We start from the raw sequence: 23,873 nt of genomic DNA, 5'->3' as shown, positions 1-23,873 counted from the left end.
GCTCTATGGTCAGGAGGTCGGGCTGAGCGTGGATCAGATCGCCTGGTTCCTGGCCGCATTCGTGCTGGGCGGGGCGATCGCGCAATATCCCGTTGGCTGGCTTGCGGACAAATACGACCGGCGCTGGGTGCTGATCTGGCTCTCGGTGGCAGCCGTAATGAGTTGCGGCGTCACGGTGGCCACCCAGAACCTTGGCACCACCGGAGTCATGCTGGCAGCCGGGTTATTCGGCTTTACCAGTTTCCCGATCTATTCGGTCGCCGCCGCCCATGCCCATGATTTTGCCGAAAGCCATGAGCGTGTCGAACTCTCGGCAGCGCTGATGTTCTGGTTTGCCGCTGGCGCGATTGCAGCGCCCTATGTGGCCTCGGTACTGATCGAGGCCTATGGTCCGGCAGCCCTGTTCGCGCTGATTTCGGTTGGACATGTTGTGCTGGTGATCTTCGGGCTGACCCGGATGCGCGCGCGCCCCACGCGCAGGGAACGCACCAGTTTCGTCTATGCGCCCCGCACCAGCTTTATCATCGGGCGGCTCATGGGCGCGCAGCGCGAGCGCAAGGATCGCGACGACACACCCTGAGCCGTCTGGTCACTTGGCAGGCAATCCGCTAAAGCGGCACAGCATATCCACGCACCGATCCAAGGCAGACCCATGACGCGTCACCTCATCACTTCGGCGATCCCCTATATCAACGGGATCAAGCATCTGGGCAATCTTGTCGGCAGTCAGTTGCCCGCCGATCTGTTCGCCCGTTATCAGCGCGCGCGCGGCAATGAGGTGCTGTTTCTGTGTGCCACGGACGAGCATGGCACGCCCGCAGAACTGGCCGCTGCCAAAGCCGGCAAACCGGTCGATGAATATTGCCGCGAGATGCACGCCGTTCAGGCCGGGATCGCGACCGGATTCGGGCTGTCCTTTGATCATTTCGGCCGCTCCTCCTCGCCGCAGAACCACAGGCTCACCCAACATTTCGCAGGCCGTCTGGCCGAGGCCGGGCTGATCCGCGAAGTCAGCGAGAAACAGGTCTATTCCAATGCCGATGGCCGCTTTCTGCCGGATCGATACATCGAGGGTACCTGCCCCAACTGCGGCTATGACAAGGCGCGCGGCGATCAATGCGAGAACTGCACCAAGCAGCTGGACCCCACCGACCTGATCGAGCCACGCAGCGCGATATCCGGATCGACCGATCTGGAAGTGCGCGAGACCAAGCACCTCTACCTGCGCCAGTCCGAGTTGCGTGATCAACTGGATGCCTGGATCAGCTCGAAAACCGACTGGCCCATCCTAACCACCTCGATCGCCAAGAAATGGCTCAATGACGGCGACGGCCTGCAGGACCGCGGCATCACCCGCGATCTGGACTGGGGCATTCCCGTCAAGAAGGGCGATCAGGACTGGCTGGGCATGGAAGGCAAGGTCTTTTATGTCTGGTTCGACGCCCCCATCGAATACATCGCCTGCGCCGCCGAATGGGCCGAGGCCACGGGCCGCGATGACGCCGAATGGGAACGCTGGTGGCGCACCGACAAGGGCGCGGATGACGTGCGCTATACCCAGTTCATGGGCAAGGACAATGTGCCGTTCCACACGCTCAGCTTTCCGGCCACGATGATCGGCTCGGGCGAACCGTGGAAGATGGTCGATTACATCAAGTCGTTCAATTACCTGAACTATGACGGAGGCCAGTTCTCGACCAGCCAGGGGCGCGGCGTGTTCATGGATCAGGCACTTGAGATCCTTCCGGCGGATTACTGGCGCTGGTGGCTGCTGAGCCATGCGCCCGAAAGCTCGGACAGCGAATTCACCTGGGAGAATTTCCAGGCCTCGGTGAACAAGGATCTGGCCGATGTGCTGGGCAATTTCGTCAGCCGCATCACCAAGTTCTGCCGCTCGAAATTCGGTGAAACCGTGCCAGAAGGCGGCGCATATGGTGCCCAGGAAGAGGCGCTGATAAGCGAGTTGAGCCGCCGCCTGGCGGCTTATGAAGGCTTCATGGAAACGATGGAGGTCCGCAAATCCGCGCAAGAACTCCGCGCGATCTGGGTTGCCGGCAATGAATATCTGCAAAGCGCGGCGCCCTGGTCCACGTTCAAGGAAGACCCCGAAACCGCCGCCATGCAGGTGCGCATGGGCCTGAACCTGATCCGCCTTTACGCCGTGCTTTCCGCCCCGTTCATCCCCGATGCGGCCGCGCGGATGCTCAGCGCGATGAACACGCTTGACATGAGCTGGCCCTCGGACATGGCCGCCGCGCTGAACGCGCTTCCCGCGGGCCACGCGTTTGCGGTGCACGATGTGCTGTTTGCCAAGATCACCGATGAGCAGCGCGAAGACTGGGCCACGCGCTTTTCGGGCACGCGGGACTGAGCCATGGCGCGGCTGCTCATCGTCTGGCACTCCCGCACCGGGGGCAGCGCGCAGATGGCACAGGCGGCGGCGGAGGCGGCGCGGGACGAGTGTGAGACCGTGATCACGCGTGCGCAGGACGCAACGGCCAAGGATATGTTGGCGGCGAATGGCTATATCTTTTGCGCGCCGGAAAATCTTGCCGCGCTTTCGGGAGAGATGAAGGAATTCTTCGACCGCTGCTACTATCCTGTGTTGGGCCAGATCGAAGGGCGCGCCTATGCGCAGATGATCTGTGCCGGATCAGATGGCAGAAACGCGGCGCGCCAACTTGCCCGCATCGCCACAGGCTGGCGTTTGAAAGAAGTCCAGCCAGCGCTGATCATCAACACCCGGGCACAGACGGCAGACACGATTCTGGCTGAAAAAACCATTGCCGAGAAAGACCTGCAAGACTGCCGTGATTTGGGAGCCGCTGTGGGTGCCGGCTTGCAGATGGGGGCGTTTTGACAGGTCCCGCCACGGCGTTAGTCTCAATCTGACACTTTGCGTTTTTTGTGCTTCTCGATAGTCTTGGCCCGATATGCAGGAGGGAGAGACCCGCTTCATGGGCAAATTGCACGTCGAGGATCGTGTGGCGGTCCCGCCCGACACCGCGTCAAAGCTTGCACAGGGGCTTTTTGAAGCCGCCGGGGCCGGGCCGGATGTGGCGGCCGAAGTAGCCGGACATTTGATTGAAGCCGATCAATGTGGGGTCGAATCCCATGGCTTTGTGCGAACGATCCAGTACATGCGCGAAATGTTGGACGGCACCGTCATCCCCACGGCCCGACCGATTGTGAACCGCTTGTCGGACACTGTCCTGATGATCAATGCACAAGGTGGCATCGGTATTCCAGCCATGCGGCGCACCCATGAACTGGCTGTTGAGCAGGCTCAGCAGACAGGGCTTGCGGCCGTGGGCCTGCTGGGCGCAGGCCATACCGGACGGCTTGGCGCGTTCGGCGACATAGCCGCAAATCGGCACTGCCTGTCGATCACGCTGGGCGGGGGCAACCGCAAGACATGGCGGATGGTGGCCCCTTACGGCGGGCGCGAAGCGATGTTGCCGACCAACCCGTTCTGCATCGCGATGCCGGGGGGCGATCTGGGTCCCGTGATCATTGATATCGCCACATCGCAAGCGGCAGGCGGTTGGATCTATGCCCCGCGGGCGGCCGGAGTCTCCCTGCCCGAAGGTCTCATCCTCGATCGCCATGGCGCGCCATCCTGCGATCCGCAGGACTATTTTGACGGCGGTGCGATCCTGCCCAAGGGAGGGCCGCTGGGGTATGGTATGGCGTTGATCGCCGAACTGATCGGCGAAGCGATGCTGGGTCCTGTTGAAAAGGGCGAAATCAACTGGTTGGTGCTGGCCGTGGATTGCCGCAGTTTCAATCAAGCGCACGCGATGCAACGGGTGGCCGAGGAAATACTTTCCGAGATCAGAGCTTCGGCCCCGCAAAGGGAGGCCGAACCGGTGCAGATCCCGGGCGAACGTGAACGTGCGCTCCATGCCGCCTCCCAGGGCCAACCCTTGATGGTGCCGCGCAAGATCTGGGAAACAATCATGACCTTGGCGCAGGACCATGGGGTGGAGGTGCCGGACCTTTAAGCCGGAACGGCGCGACACGTTGCGCCCTCCTGCTGGTACCCGCGGCCGGACTCGAACCGGCACGGCCGTCAGGCCTGGGGATTTTAAGTCCCCTGTGTCTACCATTCCACCACGCGGGCCAGCCATGCGACCTTAACCGTCTGCGTGGGCAAGGAAAAGTGCTGATCAGATATCTTTGCCCTTGGGCTCCAGAGGACCGCCCGGTGCCATCAGGGCACGCTCGGACAGCCAGGGATTGAGCGCCAGCGCAGAGTTCAGAGCCTCGCGCGCTTCGTCCAGCCGCCCCAGCCCCACCAGCGAGAGCGCCTTGCCCGAAAGCGCCCCGACATGGCGCGGCGAGCGCTCGAGCGTGCGGTCCAGATCCTCGAGCGCGGCAGCGAAGTTATGGCTCAGATAGTAAACGAATGCGCGCTGGTTATAGCCCTCGGCATAATCGGGGCAATATTCGACCAGCCGATCGAACGCATCGATCGCACCCAGGAAATCATAGCCCGAGCGCGCCCGCATCCCACGATCCAGAAGCGCCTGCGCGGCCTCGTCGGGCGCATCGGTCCACAGTTCCCACATCTGGTTTGACAAGGCGCGCCCTGCCATCTCGTTGCGGGCCTCTGTCATCTGCTCAAGCAAGGCATCCAGAGCAGCGGAATGGTCCGGCGGTGCCGGGCAGGTCTCGGCCCAGAGCGGAGCGGCCAACAGGCTGGCCGAAAGCGTCAATGCGATCGGTGGATATCTCATGAACCAAAGGCTGGCGCATCGCGCCGAAAAATCAAGTCAGAAAGCTGCACGAAATACTCTTGACCCGGACGGGTCCCAGCGCCAGCTTGACTTTCATGTTCCCCATCCGAGATCACAATCCGTCCGGGCGTACGCCCTATGTCACCTATATGCTGATGGCGCTGAACATCGGCATTTTCCTGGCATGTCTGCCGATCCAGGCCGATGATCGCGCGATCTTCCAGCTTTACAACGCCTGGGCGATCGTGCCTTACGAAATCAGCTCGGGACAAGAATTGCATACGCTGATCTCGTCGATGTTCCTGCATGCCGGCTTCATGCATCTGGCAGGGAACATGCTGTTTTTGTATATTTTTGGCGACAACATGGAAGACGAGCTTGGCCACGGCCGCTTCTTGCTGTTCTACCTGGCAACCGGAGTTGCGGCTGGTCTGATGCAGGTGGTGGCAGCACCGTTTTCGAATATCCCGACCATCGGCGCATCCGGCGCGATCGCAGGGGTGATGGGGGGCTATCTGCTGATGTTCCCCAAGGCCAAGGTCGATATCCTGATCATCTTCATCGTCTTTTTCCGCATCCTGCCGATCCCCGCCTGGATCATGCTGGGCCTCTGGATGGGTCTGCAGGTTCTCGGCGGTCTTTCCAGTTCCGGCGATGAAGGCGGTGTGGCCTATTGGGCCCATGCGGGCGGTTTCATCGCAGGGCTGATCGCGGCGATCCCGCTCTGGCGCAGACGCGGCGGCACGGCGTTCTGGAACAGAACCGATGGCCACCCGCCCCATCCGGACGCGCGCTACAGCTTCGTGGAAAGCCGGATACCGAAACTGCGTAAATGACGCTTAGCCGCGGATGATCTTCGCGAAACTGTCGAACATCACCTCATTGGCGGCAACAACTTCGCCATCCCCGATGATATTGCCATTGGGCAGGATCGGCTCGGCCAGCCCACCCGCTTCGCGCAGGATGATCAGACCGGCCGCCAGATCCCATGCGTTCAGACGACGCTCCCAGAACCCGTCATACCGGCCAGCGGCGACATAGGCCAGATCCAGAGCCGCAGACCCCCAGCGGCGCACACCTGCGCAGACCGGCATCAAACGCGCCAGATCCTGTAGCGTCGCCGGCAAATCCGAGCGCCCGCCAAACGGCAGACCGGTGGCATAGATACATTCGATCATCTTGTTGCGCGCCGATACCCGCATCCGCGTGTCATTCAGGAACGCACCGGTGCCTTTTTCGGCGATGAACATCTCTTCCTTTGCCGGATCAAAGATCACTCCGGCCACGATCTGGCCCTTGTGCTCAAGCCCGATGGAAATTGCCCAATGAGGCAGACCATGCAGGAAATTCGTGGTGCCATCCAGCGGATCGACGATCCAGCGGCGGGTGGGATCCTGCCCTTCGATCTCCCCGCCCTCTTCGGCCAGCCAGCCATAGGTCGGGCGCGCGCCCAACAGCTCTTCCTTCAGGATCGCTTCCGATGCCAGATCGGCCTTGGTGACAAAATCTCCGGCCCCTTTGACCGAAACCTGCAGGTTCTCGACCTCGCGGAAATCCTTGACCAGCGATCGGCCCGCCTTGCGCGCCGCTTTGACCATGATGTTGAGATTCGCGCTGCCGACCATGCGAGGGGCTCCTTGATGTCAGGCCGCGCGTATACGCAAGGGGGCTCTTCTTGCCAAGGCCTAAACCCACCCGCCGCGCCGGCTGCTTCTTCTTGCCGGAAATACGTGCGCCGCAGGCGCCCGCCCGACAGGGCGGACAGATCACGCCTCCTGCAGGTGCCTGGCCTCGATGCGGGCAAGCTCGATCAGACGCTGCATGAACGGCTTGTCGCGATCCTCACTGCGCACCGCCGCATAGAGCGTGCGCGTCAGCCCCTTTGCGGTCAGAGGACGGGTCACGTAATCCGAGGAATACTTGACCTCGCGCACCACCCAGTCGGGCAGAACCGATACACCCCGGTTGGAGGCCACCAACAGCAGGATCACAGCCGTCAGTTCGACCTGCCGGATCGCCGCCGGTTCCACCTTGGCCGGAATCAGAAGCTGGCTGAACACGTCCAGCCGCGAGCGTTCCACGGGATAGGTAATCAGGGTCTGGTCGCGAAAATCCGCGGCCTCGACAAAGGGCTTCTGGGCCAGCGCATGCTGGGACGAGGCCACGAAAACCGGTGCGTAATCAAAGAGTTTGACGAACTCCACACCTGCAAGATCTTCAGGATCCGAGGACACGACAAGATCCACCTCTTCCTTTTGCAACGCCGGCAGCGCGTCAAAGGCCAGGCCGGGGCGGATATCGACATCCACATCCGACCAGGTCTTGCGAAACCCCTCGAGCACGGGAAAAAGCCATTCGAAACAGGCGTGGCATTCAATGGCGATATGCATCCGCCCGGCAGTGCCGTCGCGCAGGTTCGAGAACTCTTCCTGCGCGGCCTCGACCTGGGGCAGGATCTGGTTGGCCAGGCGCAACAGACGCATGCCCGCTGCCGACAGCTTCATCGGCTTGGAGCGGCGCACGAAGAGCTCGACCCCGGTCTGGTCTTCAAGCCCCTTGATCTGATGGCTCAGCGCGCTTTGCGTGATGTGGAGCGTCTCGGCGGCGCGGGCCAGACCGCCAGTGTCATGGATGGCTTTGATCGTGCGCAGATGCCGGAATTCGATATGCAACCTATCGTCTCACTCATGTTGTTGTTGAGTATTATGAAATTGTCTCACAACACGGCCCGTGCGACAAGAATGAAACTCAACGAGAGGTGTTCGTTTATGTCTGCCCCAAAAGTGTCCTTCGAATTCTTTCCTCCGCAAACTCTGGAGGCGTCCTTTCGTCTTTGGGACACGGTGCAGACGCTGGCTCCGCTGGACCCGCGCTTTGTCTCTGTCACCTATGGCGCAGGCGGCACCACGCGGGATCTGACACGCGAAGCGGTGGCGACGCTGCATAAGTCTTCGGGCCTGCGGGTTGCGGCGCATCTGACCTGTGTGAATGCATCACGAGCGGAAACCATGGCGATTGCAGATGGCTTTGCCGCAGCCGGTGTGACCGATATCGTGGCGCTGCGGGGCGATCCGCCAAAGGGCGAAGGTCAGTTCAAACCGCATCCTGAGGGGTTTGACACCTCTTGCGAGCTGATCGCGGCGCTGGCCGAGACCGGCCGGTTCAACATCCGTGTGGGTGCTTATCCCGATGTGCACCCCGAAGCTGCCAACGCACAGGCCGATGTGGACTGGCTCAAGCGTAAGATCGATGCCGGAGCGAATGAGGCGCTGACGCAATTCTTCTTTGAGGCCGAGACATTCTTTCGGTTCCGTGATGCCTGCGAAAAGGCCGGGATCGATGCGCCGATCACGCCAGGCATTCTGCCGATCGAGAACTGGAAAGGCGCGCGCAATTTCGCCCTGCGCTGTGGCACCACGATCCCGGCATGGGTGGAAGAGGCCTTTGAGAAGGCGGTCCGCGACGGGCGCGAAGACCTTCTGGCCACGGCCATCTGCACCGAGCTGTGCAGTGAGCTTCTGGATGGCGGGGTGGAGAATCTGCATTTCTACACGCTCAACCGGCCAGAACTGACCCGCGATGTCTGCCACGCGCTGGGTGTACTGCCCAAGGTGCAACTGGAGAACGTTGCGTAATCATTGCGAGGCCGCTGCGCGCTGATAGGTTTCCGGTCCAAGGTCAGATCGGAGAACGCCCATGCCATTCGCCAAATCCCTTGCGGATCTGCCAAGTCCCGAGGACATCCTGTCCATGTCCGGGTTGGAGTTCATGACCCGTATGGCCGCCGGAGAGATCATGGGTCCGCCCATCGGCGAGTCCCTGGGGTATAGCGTGCATCTTGTAGAAGACGGACGGGTGGTGTTTCGCGGCGCGCCTTCATTCAGCACCACGAATCCGACAGGGGCCGTGCATGGCGGCTGGTATGGCACGCTTCTGGACAGCGCCATGGCCTGCGCGGTGATGACCAAAGTGCCCAAGGGGTCGGTTTACACCACGCTTGAATACAAGATCAGCATTCTGCGCCCCATTCCAATCGGCATGATGATCGAGTGCGAAGGCATCGTGGATCATGCGGGCCGCCGGACCGGGGTAGCGCATGGCGAGATACGCGGCGTGGAGGATGGCAAGCTTTACGCCACCGGCACAACAACCTGCATCATCATGAAAATGGACTGACGTCTTGGCACCGGACCCGTTTCGCGCCAGTCTGGCGAGATGAAACACCTATTGCATGCCGCCCTTCTGGGGCTGAGCCTGAGCGCCACGCCCCTTTCCGCCGAAGTCCTGCGCGTCGCGCCATTTGACCAGGCCCAGCAACAGCCCGGTTTCGTCGCCTATCGCGACGCGTTCCTCAAGGCCGTGCTGGCACGCGACATCCCCGCGATGCTGGACTTCGTCAGCCCGGATGTAGAGCTGAGCTTTGGCGGCGATGCGGGTCATGAGGCCTTTGTGCGGTTTCTGACCGTTCCGTCAGAGCTGCTGTCGCCAGAGTATCGAGATCAGGCAGGTGAAATGCGCGCCGAATACTGGGGGGCGCTGGAAACCGTGTTGCGCGGTGGCGGCGCATTTCAGGACGATGGCACGTTTTATGCGCCCTATACTGCCGCCGTCGACCTGCCGGAACAGTTCACGCCATATGACACCTTCTTCGTGATCGGCACCGATGTGCCCCTGCGGGCGCGTCCCAACGGGTTGTCGAAGATCGTGGCGCGCATGGATCACGAGGTGCTGCTGGCCGTTTATCAGGAAAACGAACCGAAACGGTTTCGCAAGGTCGAGCGCGGCAATGGACAAGAGGGTTTCGTACGGCGGGATCAGCTGCGATCGGTGGTGGATTATCGGGCCCTGTTCACGCGCGAAAGCGGGACGTGGCAGATGTTTCTGTTCCTGGCGGGAGACTAACCCGGGCTTTGCACAACAGCGGCCCCCGACAGAGCGCCGGGCCGGTTGCGCACACTTTCATGCAGGCTTTCCGAGACATCCTGACAGATCACGCGACGGTGGCGCAGCAGAAAGATCTTGCCCCAGCCGCGCCACGTCCCGACCGACGGGGCGGTGGCGTCGCAGGGGAACCGTTCCGCCCATCCTGCGGGCAATGCCAACCCGCAGGACTCGGCCCTTTCCAGCATCCATACCAACGAGAAATTGGCCAAAGGCCGCGCGTCTTCAAACCCGTTCAACTGTCCGCCCACATCGCCATGGGTGCCCATGAACCAGACCTGCTGAACCCGCCGGCCCGGCCAACTTTGGGGACATTCCCACAAGACAGGCTCATAGACCTCGCGCGTTTCATCCAGAGCGAGCGCCTGATAGCCATGGCGGATGTGCTCTCCCAGTTTGTGATCGTGAAAGCCGTGGCGCTGCTCGGCCAGACGCCAGAGCAGCGGCAGGCGCAGACCCAGCGCCTTGACCGTGTCCCAGACCCCGATCATTTCAACCAAGGTTTCCGGATGGCAGAACGCGTCGCGGAACGCTTTCGCACCGGGGCTGTCGGGGCTGCATTGGTAATAGCGATAGGCGGTCGTGATATTGCGCTCGGTCGCATGTTCGGCGCGCAGAAGACCGACGCGGTCGATCACGCCCGCCAGCGAGCGCACCGCGAATGCGCCGCGCGAATAGCCGATCAGATAGATCGTATCGCCGGGGCGATAACGCGACGCGAGATATCCATAGGCGCGGCGGATCTGGCGATTGAGGCCGCGCCCCATCATCACATCCAGCGTATGCCTCCAGCTGGGCCATTGCACCCCAGCCTCGTAGTAAAGCGATATCGCGCTGCCCATTTCCTGACAGAGCCGATAGGTCATGCCCGCGTGGGTTTCATGCCCCGGGTCCAGCGTGGACATCGTGCCGTCCAGGATGATCACATGGGCCTGCGGCCCACGCATGGGAACGGATTTGGAATGGCCGGAGGCAAACCTGCCTGCGAACCATCCAAAGACCCTGTCACTCAGCCGCGATCGCGTCATCCTGTAGCAGTTCCCAAACCTTGAGCGGCGTGAACGGCATGTCCACTTGCCGGATCCCACGATCCCAGAGCGCGTCCTGCACGGCATTGGCGATGGCCGCCAGAGCGCCGACAGTCCCTGCTTCGCCGCATCCCTTCATGCCCATGATATTGGCCGTGGAGGGCACCGGTTCCGAGGTAAAGCCGATCATGGGTACGTCATCGGCGCGTGGCAAGGCATAGTCCATGAACGTTGCCGTGAGCAGCTGGCCATCCTCGTCATAGACCACATGTTCGGTCACCGCCTGCCCGATGCCCTGAACCACACCGCCATGAACCTGACCTTCGGCCAACAAGGGATTGATAAGGTTTCCAAAATCGTCAACCACGGTATAGCGATCCACAGTCAGAACCCCGGTCTCGGGATCAATCACGATCTCGGCCACATGGGCACCGTTGGGAAAGCTGCGCGCCTCGAGCGTTGCGCGGCTTTCATGGCTCAGCAGGTCGCTGCGCCCGTCCTGGCGCGCCATTTCGGCAGCTTCCAGAAAGGTCGGCGTGAGGTTCGAGCCGGGGGCGCGGAAAGCCTCGTCATCAAAGCTGACCTTGTCTGCCTCAACGCCCATCTTCTCGGCCAGATAGGGCGTGAAGCTTTCGATCATCTTGGACACGGTCACCAGCGTGGCATTGTTCTGCACCGTGACCGAGCGCGATCCACCAGTCCCGCCCCCCTGTTTGATGAGGTCACTGTCGCCTTGCACCACGGTGATCAGATCGGCGGGAATGCCGGTCTGATCCGACAGGAACTGGGCATAGACGGTTTCATGTCCCTGCCCGTTAGACTGGGTGCCCACGAAGATCGAAACCGTGCCATCCTCGTTGAAGGCGATGCGCGCGCCCTCAGATGGATCGCCCAGAATGCTTTCGATGTAATAACACAGGCCCTGACCGCGGATCAGACCCCGTTCGGCATCCGCCTTGACGCGCGCCGCGTAACCGGCCTGATCGGCCTCGATCGCGGCGCGGCTGAGGACCTTGTTGAAATCACCAACGTCATATGTCTCGCCAGTGGCAGCCTTGTAGGGGAATTGTTCGGGCCGGATAAAGTTGCGGCGGCGCAGTTCCCAAGGATCGACGCCCAGTTCGCGCGCGGCCCTGTCCATGACCCGTTCCAGCACATAGATCGCCTCGGGCCGACCGGCCCCGCGATAGGCATCCACGGTGACGGTGTTGGTATAGTAACCCTCGACATGCAACCATGTGGTCTGGACATCATAGACACCCATCAACACACGGCTGAACAGCTGGGTCTGGATGGCCTGGGCGAACTGCGAGTTGTAAGCACCCAGATTACAACGGGTTTTCACCCGGTAGGCGGTGATCTTGTTGGTCTCGTCAAAGGCCAGTTCGGCCACCGAGACCAGATCGCGCCCGCCATTGTCGCTGAGCATGGCTTCGGTGCGCTCGGAGATCCAGCGCACGGGGCGGCTCAAAGCGCGCGCCGCGTGGGCGACGCAAAAATATTCGGGATAGGCCATGGCCTTCATGCCAAATCCACCACCCACATCCTGGGTTGTGACACGAATATCATCGGCCTGCATCCCCATGGCTTTGACAAGGCGGTCCTTCATGCCCCAGACGCCCTGACCGTTGTAGGACAGGTGCAAACGCCCCTCTTCCATCTGAGCCCAGCAGCCGCGCGGCTCCATCGAGTTGACGATCACACGATTGTCGTCGATCTCGAGCGAGACGGTTCTCGCAGCCGCCGCAAAGGCGGCCTCGGTCGCAGCCTCATCGCCCATGCCCCAGTCCAGAGCCAGGTTTCCCGGCGCTTCGGGATGGATCTCCTCACCCCCAGGTGCAACATCCATTTTGACCGGCAAGTCATTGGTATCAAAAACGATCATCTCGGCCGCATCGCGAGCTTGCGCCATGGTTTCGGCGACGATCATCACCACGGCCTCACCGACATAGCGCACGCGGCCCTTGGCAAGCATCGGACGCAGGGGCGCGGCCCCGTTCGTTCCATCCCGGTTTTTCATCAGCGCCCCGGCCATGGCGATGTCAATACCGGCGGCTTCGAGGTCCTCGCAGGTGACCACCAGATGCACGCCGTCGGCGTCACGCGCATCGCTCAGATCCAGTTCGACAATCTCACCATGAGCGACGGGGCTGCGGAAAAAGAACGCATGCAGCGCGCCTTCGGGTGCCGTGTCATCGACATATCGGCCCTGCCCGGTCAAAAACCGCACATCTTCCACCCGTTTGACGGGCTGGCTTTTGCCAAACTTATCCATGACTGACCTCTTGTGATTGCTTGACGCGGACACTAGCCCCGGAGACGGCAATGTCCAGCCGCATCATGGGATATCCAAAAGCCAGTCCCGAAAGCGCCTTGCGGCAGGGCGCAGGCTGGCGAGATCGTCGTAAACCAGATGATAGCTGTCATGCCCCGCGATGCTGATGTCGGGTAAACAGGGCACCAGACCGGCCTGCGCCACGGCAAGATCACTGGCAGGCGCGCGCGCAAGGGCGATGCCAAGTCCATGGGCCGCCAGCGTTGCGGCCATCACGGTGCTGTCGGCAAAGGTCAGCCGCGCGCCATGGGCCGGCAAGCGAAGGCTGTCCAGAACATGTGGCCAGCCGGCACGATGGGTCGCGACCTCGATCAGCGGAAAGCGGATCAGATCTTCTGCCGTGTCGATCTCGGCGGCGATATCGGGGCTGGCCACCGGAAAAAGACGCTCGCTCAGAAGCGTGTCATGGGCCGCGCCATAGGCCGAGGGCGGGCCGAAGACGATCTGCAGATCATTGAAGCGCAGGCCGAAATCGGCAGGCACGTTGCCGGTGGACAGGATCAGCCGGATATCGGGGTTGGCAGCGGTGAACCCCGCCAGTTTCGGAGCCAATATGCCATGGGCAAACAACAGGACGCTCTGGACATAAAGCGGCTGCTCACTGCGGGTACCGAACAGCCCTTCGGTCGAGGCTTCCAGAAGTTGCAGGGATTGCTGAACGCCGGGCAGATAGGCGCGTCCGGCTTCGGTCAGGTGCACGGCATGGGCCCTGCGGGCAAAAAGCGGCTGGCCCAGATGCGCCTCGAGCGCCTTGATCTGCTGGCTGACGGCGGCGGCAGACATGTTGAGCGCACGGCCCGCGCGCGCAAAGCTTTCGGTGCGCGCGGCGGCTTCGAAGACTCGCAGCCAGTTGAGAGAGGGGACACGCGACGACATGAAAGCAGGCTAAGCTGAACTTATCCTGAGCTGCAAGACATACCGTTCTGAACCGCGCGCGCCGCGTAGTAGCCTGATACGGCACACAGCCGGAGACCCCGATGACACATCCCGTTTCCCTCGAGGCCGGACGCCTCTCACCACAGGACGTCACCCAATACTGGGAGGACGGATTTCTGTTTCCCATACCGGTGATGTCGCGCGAAGAGGCACAACAGCTGCGCGGCGACCTTGAAAGACTGGAAGCAGAATGGCTCGACAATGGGCTGCCGCTGCCGCTCAACACCTACAAGCGGGTCAATGCCCATTGCGTGATGCCCCTGGCGGCGAAAATCGGGGCCGATCCACGCATTCTGGATGTGGTCGAGGGCATTCTGGGGCCTGATATTCTGGTCTATGGGGTCGAATTCTTCATAAAGGAGCCCAACACCACGCAGATCGTCTCGATGCATCAGGACCTGACCTATTGGGGACTGGGGGCGATTGACGGGCTGGTCACGATGTGGCTGGCCCTATCCGAGGCGACAATGACGTCGGGCTGCATGGAGTTTGCGCTCGCCTCGCACAAGAACCCGATCCTGCCCCATATGGATACGTTTGATGACAACAACCTGCTGTCGCGCGGCCAGGAAGTCCAGGTGGATGTCGCCGCCGAGGACAGGGTCGCGATCGAACTGCAACCGGGACAGATCTCGCTGCATCACGGGCTGACGATTCACGGCTCGGGGCCGAATACAAGCGACGACCGGCGCATTGCGGCGGTGGTGCGCTTCTGTACGCCAGAAATCGCCCAGCAGGTGGCGGACAAGGACTATGCCATGCTGGTGCGCGGGGCCGACCGGACGGGCAATTTCATAAACATCGCTCCACCGCGCGCAACCTTTGCACCCGAGGCTCTGGCGTTGTACGATGAAATTCGCGCGGCCCAGGCCAAGGCCATGATGGCGGGCGCACAGAACAGAAAAGGGCTTTACGCGTGATGGACAAGGTCAGCTTTACCCAGATGAAGGACGGCACGAAGGAAGATTACGAATTCCTCACCGACCATGAGATCGCCTATACCAAAGGCACCGCAGACCGGCTGCTCAAGGCGCTCGTGGATCTGGATGAAGGGCTGTCGGGCTATCAGGTCACGCGGCTGGGCCATTCGTTGCAATCTGCCAGCCGCGCCTGGCGGGACGGGGCGGATGTCGACTGGGTCGTCTCGGCGCTGCTGCACGATATTGGCGATATCTATGCGCCCTATAACCACGATGAATACGCCGCGACCATCCTGCGGCCTTTCGTGCGCGAACAATGTTGCTGGTGCGTGGAAACCCACGGCGATTTCCAGATGCTGTATTATGGCCATCATCTGGAGGGCTATGATCGCAACAAACGCGATCGCCATGCGGGGCATGCCTATTTCGATGATTGCGCGACGTTTTGCGAGCGCTGGGATCAGGCCAGTTTTGATCCGGGCTATGACACCCTGCCCCTGAGCTTCTTTGAACCGATGGTGCACGAGGTGTTTGACCGAAAAGCCTATGATCCGCAGGTCATGCGCCCGGGTGTGCGCGAACCGCTGGTGAACCCGGATGTCGCCGCCGCGCGCGCGGACTGAGCGGCACGCAGGGGTATTTTCGACCAGAAAGAAACCGCAAGGCTTTCTTAACCAGAATCGTGTCACCCTGTTCGGGCGGTACAGGCTGGGGAGCCGATGACCGTACCAGGAAGAGGTGGCCCCGATCCCTGCAGCAGCGCCACAGGTGCGCCCGGCGGGGATCGGGGCGCTTTCACCCGGCTTCTTTCTGGTCGAAAATACCCCAAAGCCACGGCGACACCGACGCAACATCCGCCCGATCAAGAATCCCGGCTCGCACCCTTCCCCTCTGGCGCATCCTTCGCTAGATGAACGCCCAAGCCACAAGGGATCATGACCATGACGATGGACAAAACCTTCAACGCCGCCGAGGCAGAAAACCGCCTCTATGTGGCCTGGGAAAACACAGGCGCTTTTGCGGCAGGTGCAAATGCATCGCGCAATGAGACCTTTTCGATCATGATCCCGCCGCCCAATGTGACGGGCAGCCTGCATATGGGCCATGCATTCAACAACACATTGCAGGATATCCTGATCCGTTGGCATCGCATGCGCGGGTTCGACACGCTCTGGCAGCCGGGCACGGATCACGCCGGAATCGCAACCCAGATGGTCACCGAGCGCGAGATGGCCGCCAATCAAGAGCCGAGCCGCAGCGAGATGGGGCGCGCGGCATTTGTGGACCGGGTCTGGCAACAAAAGGTCAAATCCCGCGGGACCATCATTGGTCAACTCAAGCGGCTTGGAGCCTCGTGCGACTGGTCGCGTGAGGCCTTTACCATGGGCGGAGCCGCGGGCGATCCCGAAAAGGGCAAAGGCCCGAATTTCCACGATGCCGTCATCAAGGTCTTTGTGGATATGTATGACAAGGGCCTGATCTATCGCGGCAAGCGGCTGGTCAACTGGGATCCGCATTTCGAAACCGCGATTTCCGATCTGGAAGTCGAAAATATCGAAACCCCCGGCCATATGTGGCATTTCAAATACCCGCTCGCAGGCGGGGAGACCTATCTCTATGTTGAGAAGGATGCCGAAGGGGCTGTCGTGCTTGAGGAAGAGCGCGACTATATATCGATCGCGACCACGCGGCCCGAAACCATGTTGGGCGATGGGGCGGTTGCAGTTCATCCGTCAGATGAGCGCTATGCGTCAATTGTCGGAAAACTCTGTGAAATTCCGGTTGGACCGAAAGAACATCGTCGCCTGATCCCGATCATCACCGATGACTATCCTGATCCCGATTTCGGCTCGGGTGCGGTCAAGATCACCGGAGCGCATGACTTCAATGACTATGGCGTGGCCAAGCGCGGGAACATTCCGTGCTATCGGCTGATGGACACCCGCGCGCAGATGCGCGCGGACGGTTTGCCCTATGCCGAGGAAGCTGCAAAGGCTCAGTCGATCATCGAAGGGGCGGTTCTGTCCGAAGCCGAGATTGACGCGATCAACCTGGTCCCCGAGGAGTATCGCGGGCTGGACCGGTTCGAGGCGCGCAAACGCGTTGTGGCCGATATCACCGCCGAAGGGCTGGCGGTGATGGTGCCCAACCCCGCCGCAGATGACGACTCCTCGGATGCGGCCGGGCAGCGCGCACTTGTGCCCTTTGTCGAAAACAAGCCGATCATGCAGCCCTTTGGCGATCGCTCGAAGGTGGTGATCGAGCCGATGCTGACGGATCAGTGGTTTGTCGATACCGCGCAGATCGTCGGGCCTGCGATTGATGCGGTGCGCACGGGCGAGACTCGCATTCTGCCCGAACGCGATGCCAAGGTGTATTTCCACTGGCTGGAGAATATCGAGCCCTGGTGTATCTCGCGCCAGCTCTGGTGGGGGCACCAGATTCCGGTCTGGTACGGATTTGACCTTGCAGCGCACGGGTTTGCCGATGATGAGGGCGACAGGGCGCTGGATATTGTCGAAATGATGCGCCTGTTGTCGACGCAAACGCTGTTGAGCGGGGAAGAACGCATTCATTGCAGCGCTGATTTCGGCGGGGTGGCTGGCCAGTTCGACGATGTGCTGGCGGGGCTCCCGATGCCGCTGAACCATGCCAGGGTGATCGAAGTGGCCAATCGCCATGCCGCCGCCGAGGCTTTGGCGCAGTGCCTGGCCGAATATGGTGTGCATCAGGACCCCACCCGACTGATCTATCCGGTGTGGCGCGACCCTGATGTGCTGGACACCTGGTTCTCCTCCGGCCTCTGGCCCATTGGAACGCTGGGCTGGCCCGAAGAGACTGAAGCCTATCGGAAATATTTTCCCACCAGCACTCTGGTCACCGGGTTTGACATCATCTTTTTCTGGGTCGCCCGGATGATGATGATGCAATATGCCGTGGTCGGACAGAAGCCCTTTGACACGGTCTATGTGCATGCCTTGGTGCGCGATGAGAGCGGCAAGAAGATGTCCAAGTCTTTGGGCAATGTGCTGGATCCGCTTGAGTTGATCGACGAATATGGCGCGGATGCGGTGCGCTTTACGCTGACGGCGATGGCGGCGATGGGGCGCGATCTCAAGTTGTCAACGCAACGCATTGCCGGATATCGGAATTTTGGCACCAAGCTGTGGAACTTTGCCCGGTTCGCCGAGATGTATGACGTGTTTGATGCTGAGGCTGATGGCATCCCCCATCCCCAGCAGACGCTGAACAAATGGATCATCGGAGAGACAGCCAAGGCGCGTGCGGATGTGGATGATGCGCTGGCTCAGTACCGGTTCAATGATGCGGCCAACACGCTTTATGCCTTTGTCTGGGGCAAGGTCTGCGACTGGTATGTAGAGTTTTCAAAACCCCTGCTGCAGGGCGAGGATGCCGCTGCCAAGGCCGAAACGCAGGTTACGATGAAATGGGTTCTGGATCAGTGTCTGATCCTGCTGCATCCGATCATGCCCTTCATCACCGAAGAGCTTTGGTCGCTGTCGGGCACGCGCTCGAAGATGCTGGTGCATGGGGATTGGCCGGTCTACGGACCTGCCGACCCGGTGGATGCGCAGGCGGATCACGAGATGAACTGGGTGATTGGCCTGATTGAAGCCGTTCGCTCGGCCCGCATGCAGATGCATGTGTCTGCCGGTGCCTATGTGCCGATGCTGGTGCGCCAGATCGATGCGCGCGGACAGGCGGCCTGGGACAATAACGCGCCTCTGATCACGCGGCTGGCGCGGATCGAAAGCCTGGCTGCGACCGAGGCCTTCCCGAAAGGCACGATCACCATTCCTGCCGAGGGGGCGGAGTTTGGTTTGCCGCTGGCCGATATCATTGATATCGCTGAAGAAAAGGCACGGCTGGAAAAGACGCTGGGCAAGCTGAACAAGGAGTTGGGCGGGTTGCGCGGACGGCTGAACAATCCGAAATTCGTCGAAAGCGCGCCGGATGACGTGGTGGAGGAAACCCGCGCCAATCTGGCCGCACGCGAGGAGGAAGAGGCCAAGATCCGCGACGCGATCGAACGGTTGAACGAACTGGCATAAGCACCCGGGACCGGGTCTTCATGGTGCTTTGGAAATAGACGGGCTGACTTGAACAGCTCGTCTATTTGAACACCGGCGCGCGTTTTTGCATAGAGGCGGCGATGATTTCCATCTGATCGGCCTTGCCTACCAGCGCCGCCTGCTCGCGGCTTTCCGCCAGCAAAACATCTTCGCGGCTGGCCCCGCTTTCGGCCAGTGCGATCAGCCGCTTGGCCGCGCGGATCGCTGATGGGCTTTTGCCGGCGATTTCCGTGGCCAGTTCAAGGGCCGCGGCATGCGCATCATCTGCCAATGATGTGACCAGCCCCCAGTCCCGGGCCTGATCGGCCGAAATCGGCAGTGCAGTATAGGTCAGTTGGCGGATCACGTCCGAGCGTGCCAGTTGCGGCAACAGGACCATACCGCCCATATCCGGTATCAGCCCCCATTTCATCTCCATCACCGACAGTTTGGTGTCGGGTGTGGCGATGCGGATATCGGCCCCGAGGGCCAGTTGGAACCCCGCGCCGTAGCAGACGCCATGCAGCGCGGCGATCACCGGAACCGGGACGCGGCGCCAGACCAGCGCGACTTCCTGCCAGCGGTTGGTGTCTCCGTGGCTGCGCGGCATGATCAGTTCTTGCGGGTCCGCTCCAGCCATCGCGCCAAAGCTCATCACATCAAGACCGGCGCAGAACCCTTTGCCTTCGCCGGACAAAACCACTGCGCGCGCATCTGACGCGGCAATCTCCTGACCGGCGGCGATGATTGCGTGGATCATGTCATCATCGACTGCGTTCATCTTGTCCGAACGTGTAAGCGTGACATGAGCAATGTGGCTGTCGTAGCTGACGGAAACGCGTGCCATGTGATCCTCCTGAGCTTTGGTGCAGTTCAGCCCATTCATCGCGCAAAAACCAGCGCGACGTGAGGTTACTTGCGCGCGGGCAGATCGCTGACGGGCATGCGGCCGAAACCCGGGCTATCGAGGCTCATGATATAGAAATCGTCCCCCACCATGCGCCCGCCCGTGGTGATGCCAAGCCGGCCCTCGGGATCCTGAAGATAGCGCAAAATCCGCCCCTGCATGTCGATCTCGATGATCTGCCCGGCTTCGATCGGTGCAGGCCGCACCCATGGGCCCAGCCGCCAGATCACCTTGCGCAGAAAGGGATAGGGCATCAGAACTTCGGCCGGAACGCGGGGGCTGGCAAGGGCGATCCAGAACGTGCCGTCTCCGCTGGCTTCGATATTGTCGGGATAGCCAGGCAGGTTGTCGATCAGGATCTCCTGCTCCCCTGCCCGCGCGCCGCTCAGCCAGAGGCGATGGATCCGAGCCCGCCCGGTTTCGGCGATCAGCAGGAAGTCTTCGGCAGGCGACAGCGCCACACCGTTGGTATAGACGAAGCCTTCGGCGATTTTCTCGACCTGACCGTCCGGGGAGACGCGCGCGACATAGCCCGAGTCCGACTGCTCCCAGATGGTCATGACCGAGGTTGGTTTGGTGCCGCCCATCCGTTCGGGGTCAAAGCGGTCGCTGGAGTTGGAAAAGTAGACCGTGTCGTCGCGCGCCACATCGAGCTGGTTGGCATAGATGATCGGTTTGCCGTCGATATGCGTGGCGAGGGGCTGGCGACCATGTTCCGGCTCCCAGGTGTAGATGCCGTGAAAGCTGTCGGCGATGTAAAGCCGCCCATCCGGCCCGGCATCCAGCCCCAGCGGACGACCCTCCAGTCGGGTGACAAGCTCGGGGGCGGCACCGTCGATCCGAAAGAGCCTGCCGTCCAGCGCGGCCGAATAGACCATCGCCCCGGGCATGACAGCAAGGTCCTCGGGCCCCAGTGCGCCATCCGGAAGCGCGATGAATTCGGCCCCCGCGAGGGCGTCGTTTTGCGCATAGACCCCGGAAAAACCGGGAGCCTCGGGCGGATCATAGGCCACCGGCGCGACCGGGACGGGCCAGAACAGCAGATAGAGCGCGCCAAGTACGAAAAGACCCAATACAATCCGCATATCGCATTCTCCTGAGGCAGTAAGGTGACCCTGCATCAGCCAACGCCAACTGGCAAGTCTTGCAGCGCGACGCGGCTTTGGCTTATCTGCGCGTCATGACAGATCATGTTCGCTATACCCGCCTGGCCCAGACGCTTCCTTCCACGGTGCCTTTTGTCGGCCCCGAGACCCAGGAGCGCCAACGCGGCGCGCCCTTTGTGGCGCGTATCGGGGCCAATGAAAGCGTCTTTGGCCCCTCGCCCAAGGCAATCGAAGCGATGCGCGTGGCGGCTTCGGAGATCTGGCAATACGGCGATCCCGAAAGCCATGACCTGCGCCATGCGCTCGCGGCCAAACATGGGGTTTCGCCAGCCAATGTGATGGTAGGCGAAGGGATAGACGGGCTTCTGGGCTATCTTGTGCGCCTCGTGATCGAGCCGGGCGATGCGGTGGTCACATCAGACGGAGCCTATCCGACGTTCAATTACCATGTGGCCGGATTTGGCGGCGTGCTGCACAAGATCCCTTATCGCGACGATTACGAAGATCCAAAGGCCCTCTTCGCCAAGGCCGCAGAAGTCGGGGCCAAGCTGGTCTATCTGGCAAATCCCGACAACCCGATGGGCAGCTGGCATACCGGGCGCGCCATTGTCGAAGCGCTTGAGGCCTTGCCGGCGGGCTGTCTGCTGGTTCTGGATGAAGCCTATGTGGAATGTGCACCCGAAGGGACCGCGGCCCCGGTTGCCGCCGACGACCCCCGGGTCATCCGGATGCGCACCTTTTCCAAGGTTTATGGCCTGGCGGGTGCGCGGGTCGGCTATGCGCTGGCGGCACCCGAGCTGATCGATGCCTTCAACAAGATCCGCAATCACTTTGGCATGAACCGGGCCGCACAGGCAGGCGCGTTGGCCGCGTTGCAGGATGACGACTGGCTTGCCCATGTTCAGGCCGAGATCAGCGCGGCGCGCGACCGCATCACGGCGATTGCCCTCGAGAACAGTCTGCTGCCGCTGCCTTCGGCTGCGAATTTCGTGACAATCGACTGTGGTCAGGACGGTGTCTTCGCCAAAGCGGTGCTGGATGGGCTGGTCGCGCGGGGGCTGTTCGTGCGGATGCCTTTTGCAGCTCCGCAAAACCGCTGCATCCGCATCAGTTGCGGATCAAAAGCGGATCTGGACGCGTTTGCCGCGCAACTCCCCTTGGCCATAGAAGCGGCGCTGGCGGCCCAAGGCAGCTGAATCGCGGGTTATTTACCTGACTTTGATGATGGCCGCGTTATCTTGTCGCAGATTCGACAGGAGATTGCAGGATGGATCACAGACAGCCAGGCCGCGCCCCGGATTTCACCAATGCCGCGCTTACCATGCTGGGCGTCAACCTTATCTGGGTCTTTGTCGCCATCTGGCTGCTCTGGGGCTTCCTGGCGGTTATGCTGATTGCCATCGCGCTAAATCACATGATCGAACGGCTTGCCGTTCGGCGTGGAACAACACCGATATTCGGCTGGCTGCGCATCCATCGCAGCGTGGATCGCGATCCTCAGGCCTGAGGAAACGGCCTAAGTCACCGCGATCGCATGGGCGGCGGCCTCAAGGGCACCCTGGCCATGCGGGATGTTCAGTGCAATCAGACCGGCCTCGACCCCGCCAAGCAGCCCCATGATCATCTGGCCGTTCACATGGCCCATATGCCCAAACCGCAGATAGCCATGCCAGGCCGGATCACCCGGCTCGGCCATGCCCAGGCCGATACCCAGCGTCAGGCCAAGATGGCCCTCGACCCATCGACGCAGATCGCTGGCCTGAGGCGGATCCAGTCGCAACGAGGTCACAGCGCGCGAGCGATGGGCCGGATCGCTGACATTCATCCGCAATGGGCCTTGGGTGGACCAGGCATCGCAGGCCGCCCAGATCGCACGGGCAAGACGGTCATGGCGTGCCCAGATGTTCTCGATCCCCTCGGCCCGGATCATGTCGAGCGCGGTGCGCAATCCATAGAGGTGATGCGTGGGCGCGGTACCGGCAAAATACTGAAAGAACAGATCGGGATGAGCGCGCGGCTGCCAGTCCCAATAGCGGCTGACCCGCTTCATCCCCGCGCGCGCTGCCTGTGCGCGATCGTTGAAATAAACAAATGACATGCCCGGCGGCACCATCAGCCCTTTCTGGCACCCGGTGACCATCACATCCACGCCCCATGCATCCATCTCGAAGCGGTCACAGCCCAGCGAGGCGATGCAATCGGCCATCAGCAGCGCCGGGTGGCCCAGATCATCCAGAACAGCACGCAAGGCGGGAACGTCATTGAGGATCGAGGTCGAGGTGTCGACATGCACAGCCAGCACCGCCTTGATCTGATGCCCGGTATCTGCCCGCAAGGCATCGGCGATACGCTCGATGTTCCAGGGGCTCTGTTTGCCGAAATCCAGGATCTGCGTTCTGGCACCCAGACCGTCGGCCATATCCGCCCAGCCATGGGCAAACCGCCCGGTCGCCGGAACCAGCACGGTCTCGCCCTCAGCGATGGTGTTGGCCAGGGCCGCCTCCCAGGCGGCATGGCCATTGCCGATGTATATCGCAACCTGATGATCGGTGCGCGCCACGTATTTCAGATCAGACACAAGGGCGGGCATCATGTCGATCAACTCACCTTCATAGATGTTCGGTGAGGGGCGATGCATGGCCTGCAAAACCGCTTCGGGGGCCACGGATGGACCCGGAATGGCAAGATAGGCGCGTCCGCCCGAGGTCTGAGGTCTGGATGTCATTGGGGGGAGTCTTTCCTGACTGATGGTGCGCCAAGCCTAGCCTAGCGGCCGGTGGCGTCAATGTGCGGAAAAGCTGCGCCACGACGTAACCCATCCGCTACTTGCGCCAAAGCGGCAGGCACTCTAAACCGCTTGAACGCCAATTGCGCAATCCGCCGGAGCC

22 protein-coding genes and 1 tRNA gene are annotated in these 23,873 nt (G+C 61.5%); 13 read left to right on the top strand and 10 right to left on the bottom strand.

Translation table 11 applies throughout. The annotated features are described in order from the left end of the window. From WAO69_RS16270 to WAO69_RS16255, 4 genes are all read left to right on the top strand, one after another. Nucleotides 1-580 (top strand): MFS transporter (locus WAO69_RS16270; RefSeq protein ID WP_422181048.1); only part of this gene is annotated, 580 nt, incomplete at its 5' end. Nucleotides 581-652: 72 nt separating this feature from the next. Next, nucleotides 653-2,371, top strand: a complete 1,719-nt coding sequence (gene metG / locus WAO69_RS16265; protein ID WP_422181046.1) for a methionine--tRNA ligase — start codon at nucleotides 653-655, stop codon at nucleotides 2,369-2,371. 3 nt (nucleotides 2,372-2,374) lie between these two features. After that, nucleotides 2,375-2,860 carry an NAD(P)H-dependent oxidoreductase gene (locus WAO69_RS16260; RefSeq protein ID WP_422181044.1) on the top strand — a complete coding sequence of 162 codons (486 nt, stop codon included), beginning with the start codon at nucleotides 2,375-2,377 and terminating at the stop codon, nucleotides 2,858-2,860. 97 nt (nucleotides 2,861-2,957) lie between these two features. After that, nucleotides 2,958-4,004, top strand: coding sequence for an Ldh family oxidoreductase (locus tag WAO69_RS16255; RefSeq protein WP_422181042.1), 1,047 nt, complete (start codon nucleotides 2,958-2,960; stop codon nucleotides 4,002-4,004). A gap of 33 nt (nucleotides 4,005-4,037) precedes the next feature. On the opposite strand, the gene WAO69_RS16250 is transcribed toward WAO69_RS16255, so the two are convergent. Together WAO69_RS16250 and WAO69_RS16245 are read right to left on the bottom strand one after the other, a co-directional pair. After that, nucleotides 4,038-4,123, bottom strand: a tRNA-Leu gene (locus WAO69_RS16250). Between the two features lie 46 nt (nucleotides 4,124-4,169). Beyond that, complete coding sequence (locus WAO69_RS16245) at nucleotides 4,170-4,739, bottom strand: tetratricopeptide repeat protein (protein ID WP_422181040.1); 570 nt, start codon at nucleotides 4,737-4,739, stop codon at nucleotides 4,170-4,172. Between the two features lie 95 nt (nucleotides 4,740-4,834). Between WAO69_RS16245 and WAO69_RS16240 the strand changes: the two genes are divergently transcribed. Further along, on the top strand, nucleotides 4,835-5,575 hold the full coding sequence (locus WAO69_RS16240; protein ID WP_422181038.1) for a rhomboid family intramembrane serine protease: 741 nt from the start codon (nucleotides 4,835-4,837) through the stop codon (nucleotides 5,573-5,575). A 3-nt stretch (nucleotides 5,576-5,578) separates the two neighbouring features. On the opposite strand, the gene WAO69_RS16235 is transcribed toward WAO69_RS16240, so the two are convergent. Both WAO69_RS16235 and WAO69_RS16230 read right to left on the bottom strand, forming a co-directional pair. Next, nucleotides 5,579-6,364, bottom strand: a complete 786-nt coding sequence (locus WAO69_RS16235; protein WP_422181036.1) for an inositol monophosphatase family protein — start codon at nucleotides 6,362-6,364, stop codon at nucleotides 5,579-5,581. A gap of 141 nt (nucleotides 6,365-6,505) precedes the next feature. Continuing rightward, the gene (locus tag WAO69_RS16230) at nucleotides 6,506-7,411 is read right to left on the bottom strand and encodes a LysR family transcriptional regulator (RefSeq protein ID WP_422181034.1); all 906 of its coding nucleotides are present in this window, start codon (nucleotides 7,409-7,411) and stop codon (nucleotides 6,506-6,508) included. A gap of 96 nt (nucleotides 7,412-7,507) precedes the next feature. Between WAO69_RS16230 and metF the strand changes: the two genes are divergently transcribed. From metF to WAO69_RS16215, 3 genes are all read left to right on the top strand, one after another. Continuing rightward, nucleotides 7,508-8,374, top strand: a complete 867-nt coding sequence (gene metF / locus WAO69_RS16225; protein ID WP_422181032.1) for a methylenetetrahydrofolate reductase [NAD(P)H] — start codon at nucleotides 7,508-7,510, stop codon at nucleotides 8,372-8,374. 61 nt (nucleotides 8,375-8,435) lie between these two features. Then, the gene (locus tag WAO69_RS16220) at nucleotides 8,436-8,915 is read left to right on the top strand and encodes a PaaI family thioesterase (RefSeq protein ID WP_422181030.1); all 480 of its coding nucleotides are present in this window, start codon (nucleotides 8,436-8,438) and stop codon (nucleotides 8,913-8,915) included. A gap of 39 nt (nucleotides 8,916-8,954) precedes the next feature. Continuing rightward, a complete protein-coding gene (locus tag WAO69_RS16215; protein WP_422181028.1) occupies nucleotides 8,955-9,641 on the top strand; it encodes a hypothetical protein in 687 nt (228 codons plus the stop codon). Here WAO69_RS16215 and WAO69_RS16210 read toward each other — a convergent pair. The 3 genes from WAO69_RS16210 to WAO69_RS16200 all read right to left on the bottom strand — a co-directional run bounded on the left by WAO69_RS16210 (nucleotide 9,638) and on the right by WAO69_RS16200 (nucleotide 13,919). Then, a complete protein-coding gene (locus tag WAO69_RS16210; RefSeq protein WP_422181026.1) occupies nucleotides 9,638-10,708 on the bottom strand; it encodes a DUF2235 domain-containing protein in 1,071 nt (356 codons plus the stop codon). The genes WAO69_RS16215 and WAO69_RS16210 overlap by 4 nt on opposite strands. After that, nucleotides 10,686-12,983, bottom strand: coding sequence for a xanthine dehydrogenase family protein molybdopterin-binding subunit (locus WAO69_RS16205; RefSeq protein WP_422181024.1), 2,298 nt, complete (start codon nucleotides 12,981-12,983; stop codon nucleotides 10,686-10,688). Before WAO69_RS16205 ends, WAO69_RS16210 begins: the two co-directional genes overlap by 23 nt. A 63-nt stretch (nucleotides 12,984-13,046) precedes the next feature. After that, nucleotides 13,047-13,919: a LysR family transcriptional regulator gene (locus WAO69_RS16200; RefSeq protein WP_422181022.1), complete on the bottom strand. Its 873-nt coding sequence runs from the start codon at nucleotides 13,917-13,919 to the stop codon at nucleotides 13,047-13,049. Between the two features lie 101 nt (nucleotides 13,920-14,020). On the opposite strand from WAO69_RS16200, the gene WAO69_RS16195 reads away from it, so the two are divergent. The 3 genes from WAO69_RS16195 to WAO69_RS16185 all read left to right on the top strand — a co-directional run bounded on the left by WAO69_RS16195 (nucleotide 14,021) and on the right by WAO69_RS16185 (nucleotide 18,972). Further along, the gene (locus WAO69_RS16195; RefSeq protein WP_422181020.1) at nucleotides 14,021-14,899 is read left to right on the top strand and encodes a phytanoyl-CoA dioxygenase family protein; all 879 of its coding nucleotides are present in this window, start codon (nucleotides 14,021-14,023) and stop codon (nucleotides 14,897-14,899) included. Continuing rightward, nucleotides 14,899-15,522, top strand: a complete 624-nt coding sequence (locus WAO69_RS16190) for an HD domain-containing protein (RefSeq protein ID WP_422181050.1) — start codon at nucleotides 14,899-14,901, stop codon at nucleotides 15,520-15,522. Before WAO69_RS16195 ends, WAO69_RS16190 begins: the two co-directional genes overlap by 1 nt. Before the next feature lie 318 nt (nucleotides 15,523-15,840). After that, the gene (locus tag WAO69_RS16185) at nucleotides 15,841-18,972 is read left to right on the top strand and encodes a valine--tRNA ligase (RefSeq protein WP_422181018.1); all 3,132 of its coding nucleotides are present in this window, start codon (nucleotides 15,841-15,843) and stop codon (nucleotides 18,970-18,972) included. 61 nt (nucleotides 18,973-19,033) lie between these two features. Here WAO69_RS16185 and WAO69_RS16180 read toward each other — a convergent pair whose 3' ends face one another. Further along, nucleotides 19,034-19,819, bottom strand: a complete 786-nt coding sequence (locus WAO69_RS16180; protein WP_422181016.1) for a crotonase/enoyl-CoA hydratase family protein — start codon at nucleotides 19,817-19,819, stop codon at nucleotides 19,034-19,036. Nucleotides 19,820-19,884: 65 nt separating this feature from the next. Continuing rightward, nucleotides 19,885-20,964: an SMP-30/gluconolactonase/LRE family protein gene (locus tag WAO69_RS16175; RefSeq protein ID WP_422181014.1), complete on the bottom strand. Its 1,080-nt coding sequence runs from the start codon at nucleotides 20,962-20,964 to the stop codon at nucleotides 19,885-19,887. A gap of 95 nt (nucleotides 20,965-21,059) precedes the next feature. Here WAO69_RS16175 and WAO69_RS16170 point away from each other — a divergent pair, with 95 nt between their 5' ends. Together WAO69_RS16170 and WAO69_RS16165 are read left to right on the top strand one after the other, a co-directional pair. Continuing rightward, nucleotides 21,060-22,181 carry a pyridoxal phosphate-dependent aminotransferase gene (locus tag WAO69_RS16170; protein ID WP_422181012.1) on the top strand — a complete coding sequence of 374 codons (1,122 nt, stop codon included), beginning with the start codon at nucleotides 21,060-21,062 and terminating at the stop codon, nucleotides 22,179-22,181. 71 nt (nucleotides 22,182-22,252) lie between these two features. Beyond that, nucleotides 22,253-22,492 (top strand): hypothetical protein, encoded by a 240-nt coding sequence (locus WAO69_RS16165; RefSeq protein WP_422181010.1) that lies wholly within the window; start codon nucleotides 22,253-22,255, stop codon nucleotides 22,490-22,492. Nucleotides 22,493-22,501: 9 nt separating this feature from the next. On the opposite strand, the gene WAO69_RS16160 is transcribed toward WAO69_RS16165, so the two are convergent. Continuing rightward, nucleotides 22,502-23,710 (bottom strand): pyridoxal-phosphate-dependent aminotransferase family protein, encoded by a 1,209-nt coding sequence (locus WAO69_RS16160; RefSeq protein WP_422181008.1) that lies wholly within the window; start codon nucleotides 23,708-23,710, stop codon nucleotides 22,502-22,504. Between the last annotated feature and the right edge of the window lie 163 nt (nucleotides 23,711-23,873).

Source organism: Aestuariivita sp., assembly GCF_049276915.1.
GTDB lineage: Bacteria > Pseudomonadota > Alphaproteobacteria > Rhodobacterales > Rhodobacteraceae > Aestuariivita.
Note: the sequence above shows the minus strand (reverse complement) of the source record. Positions and strands in the feature narration are given on the sequence as shown.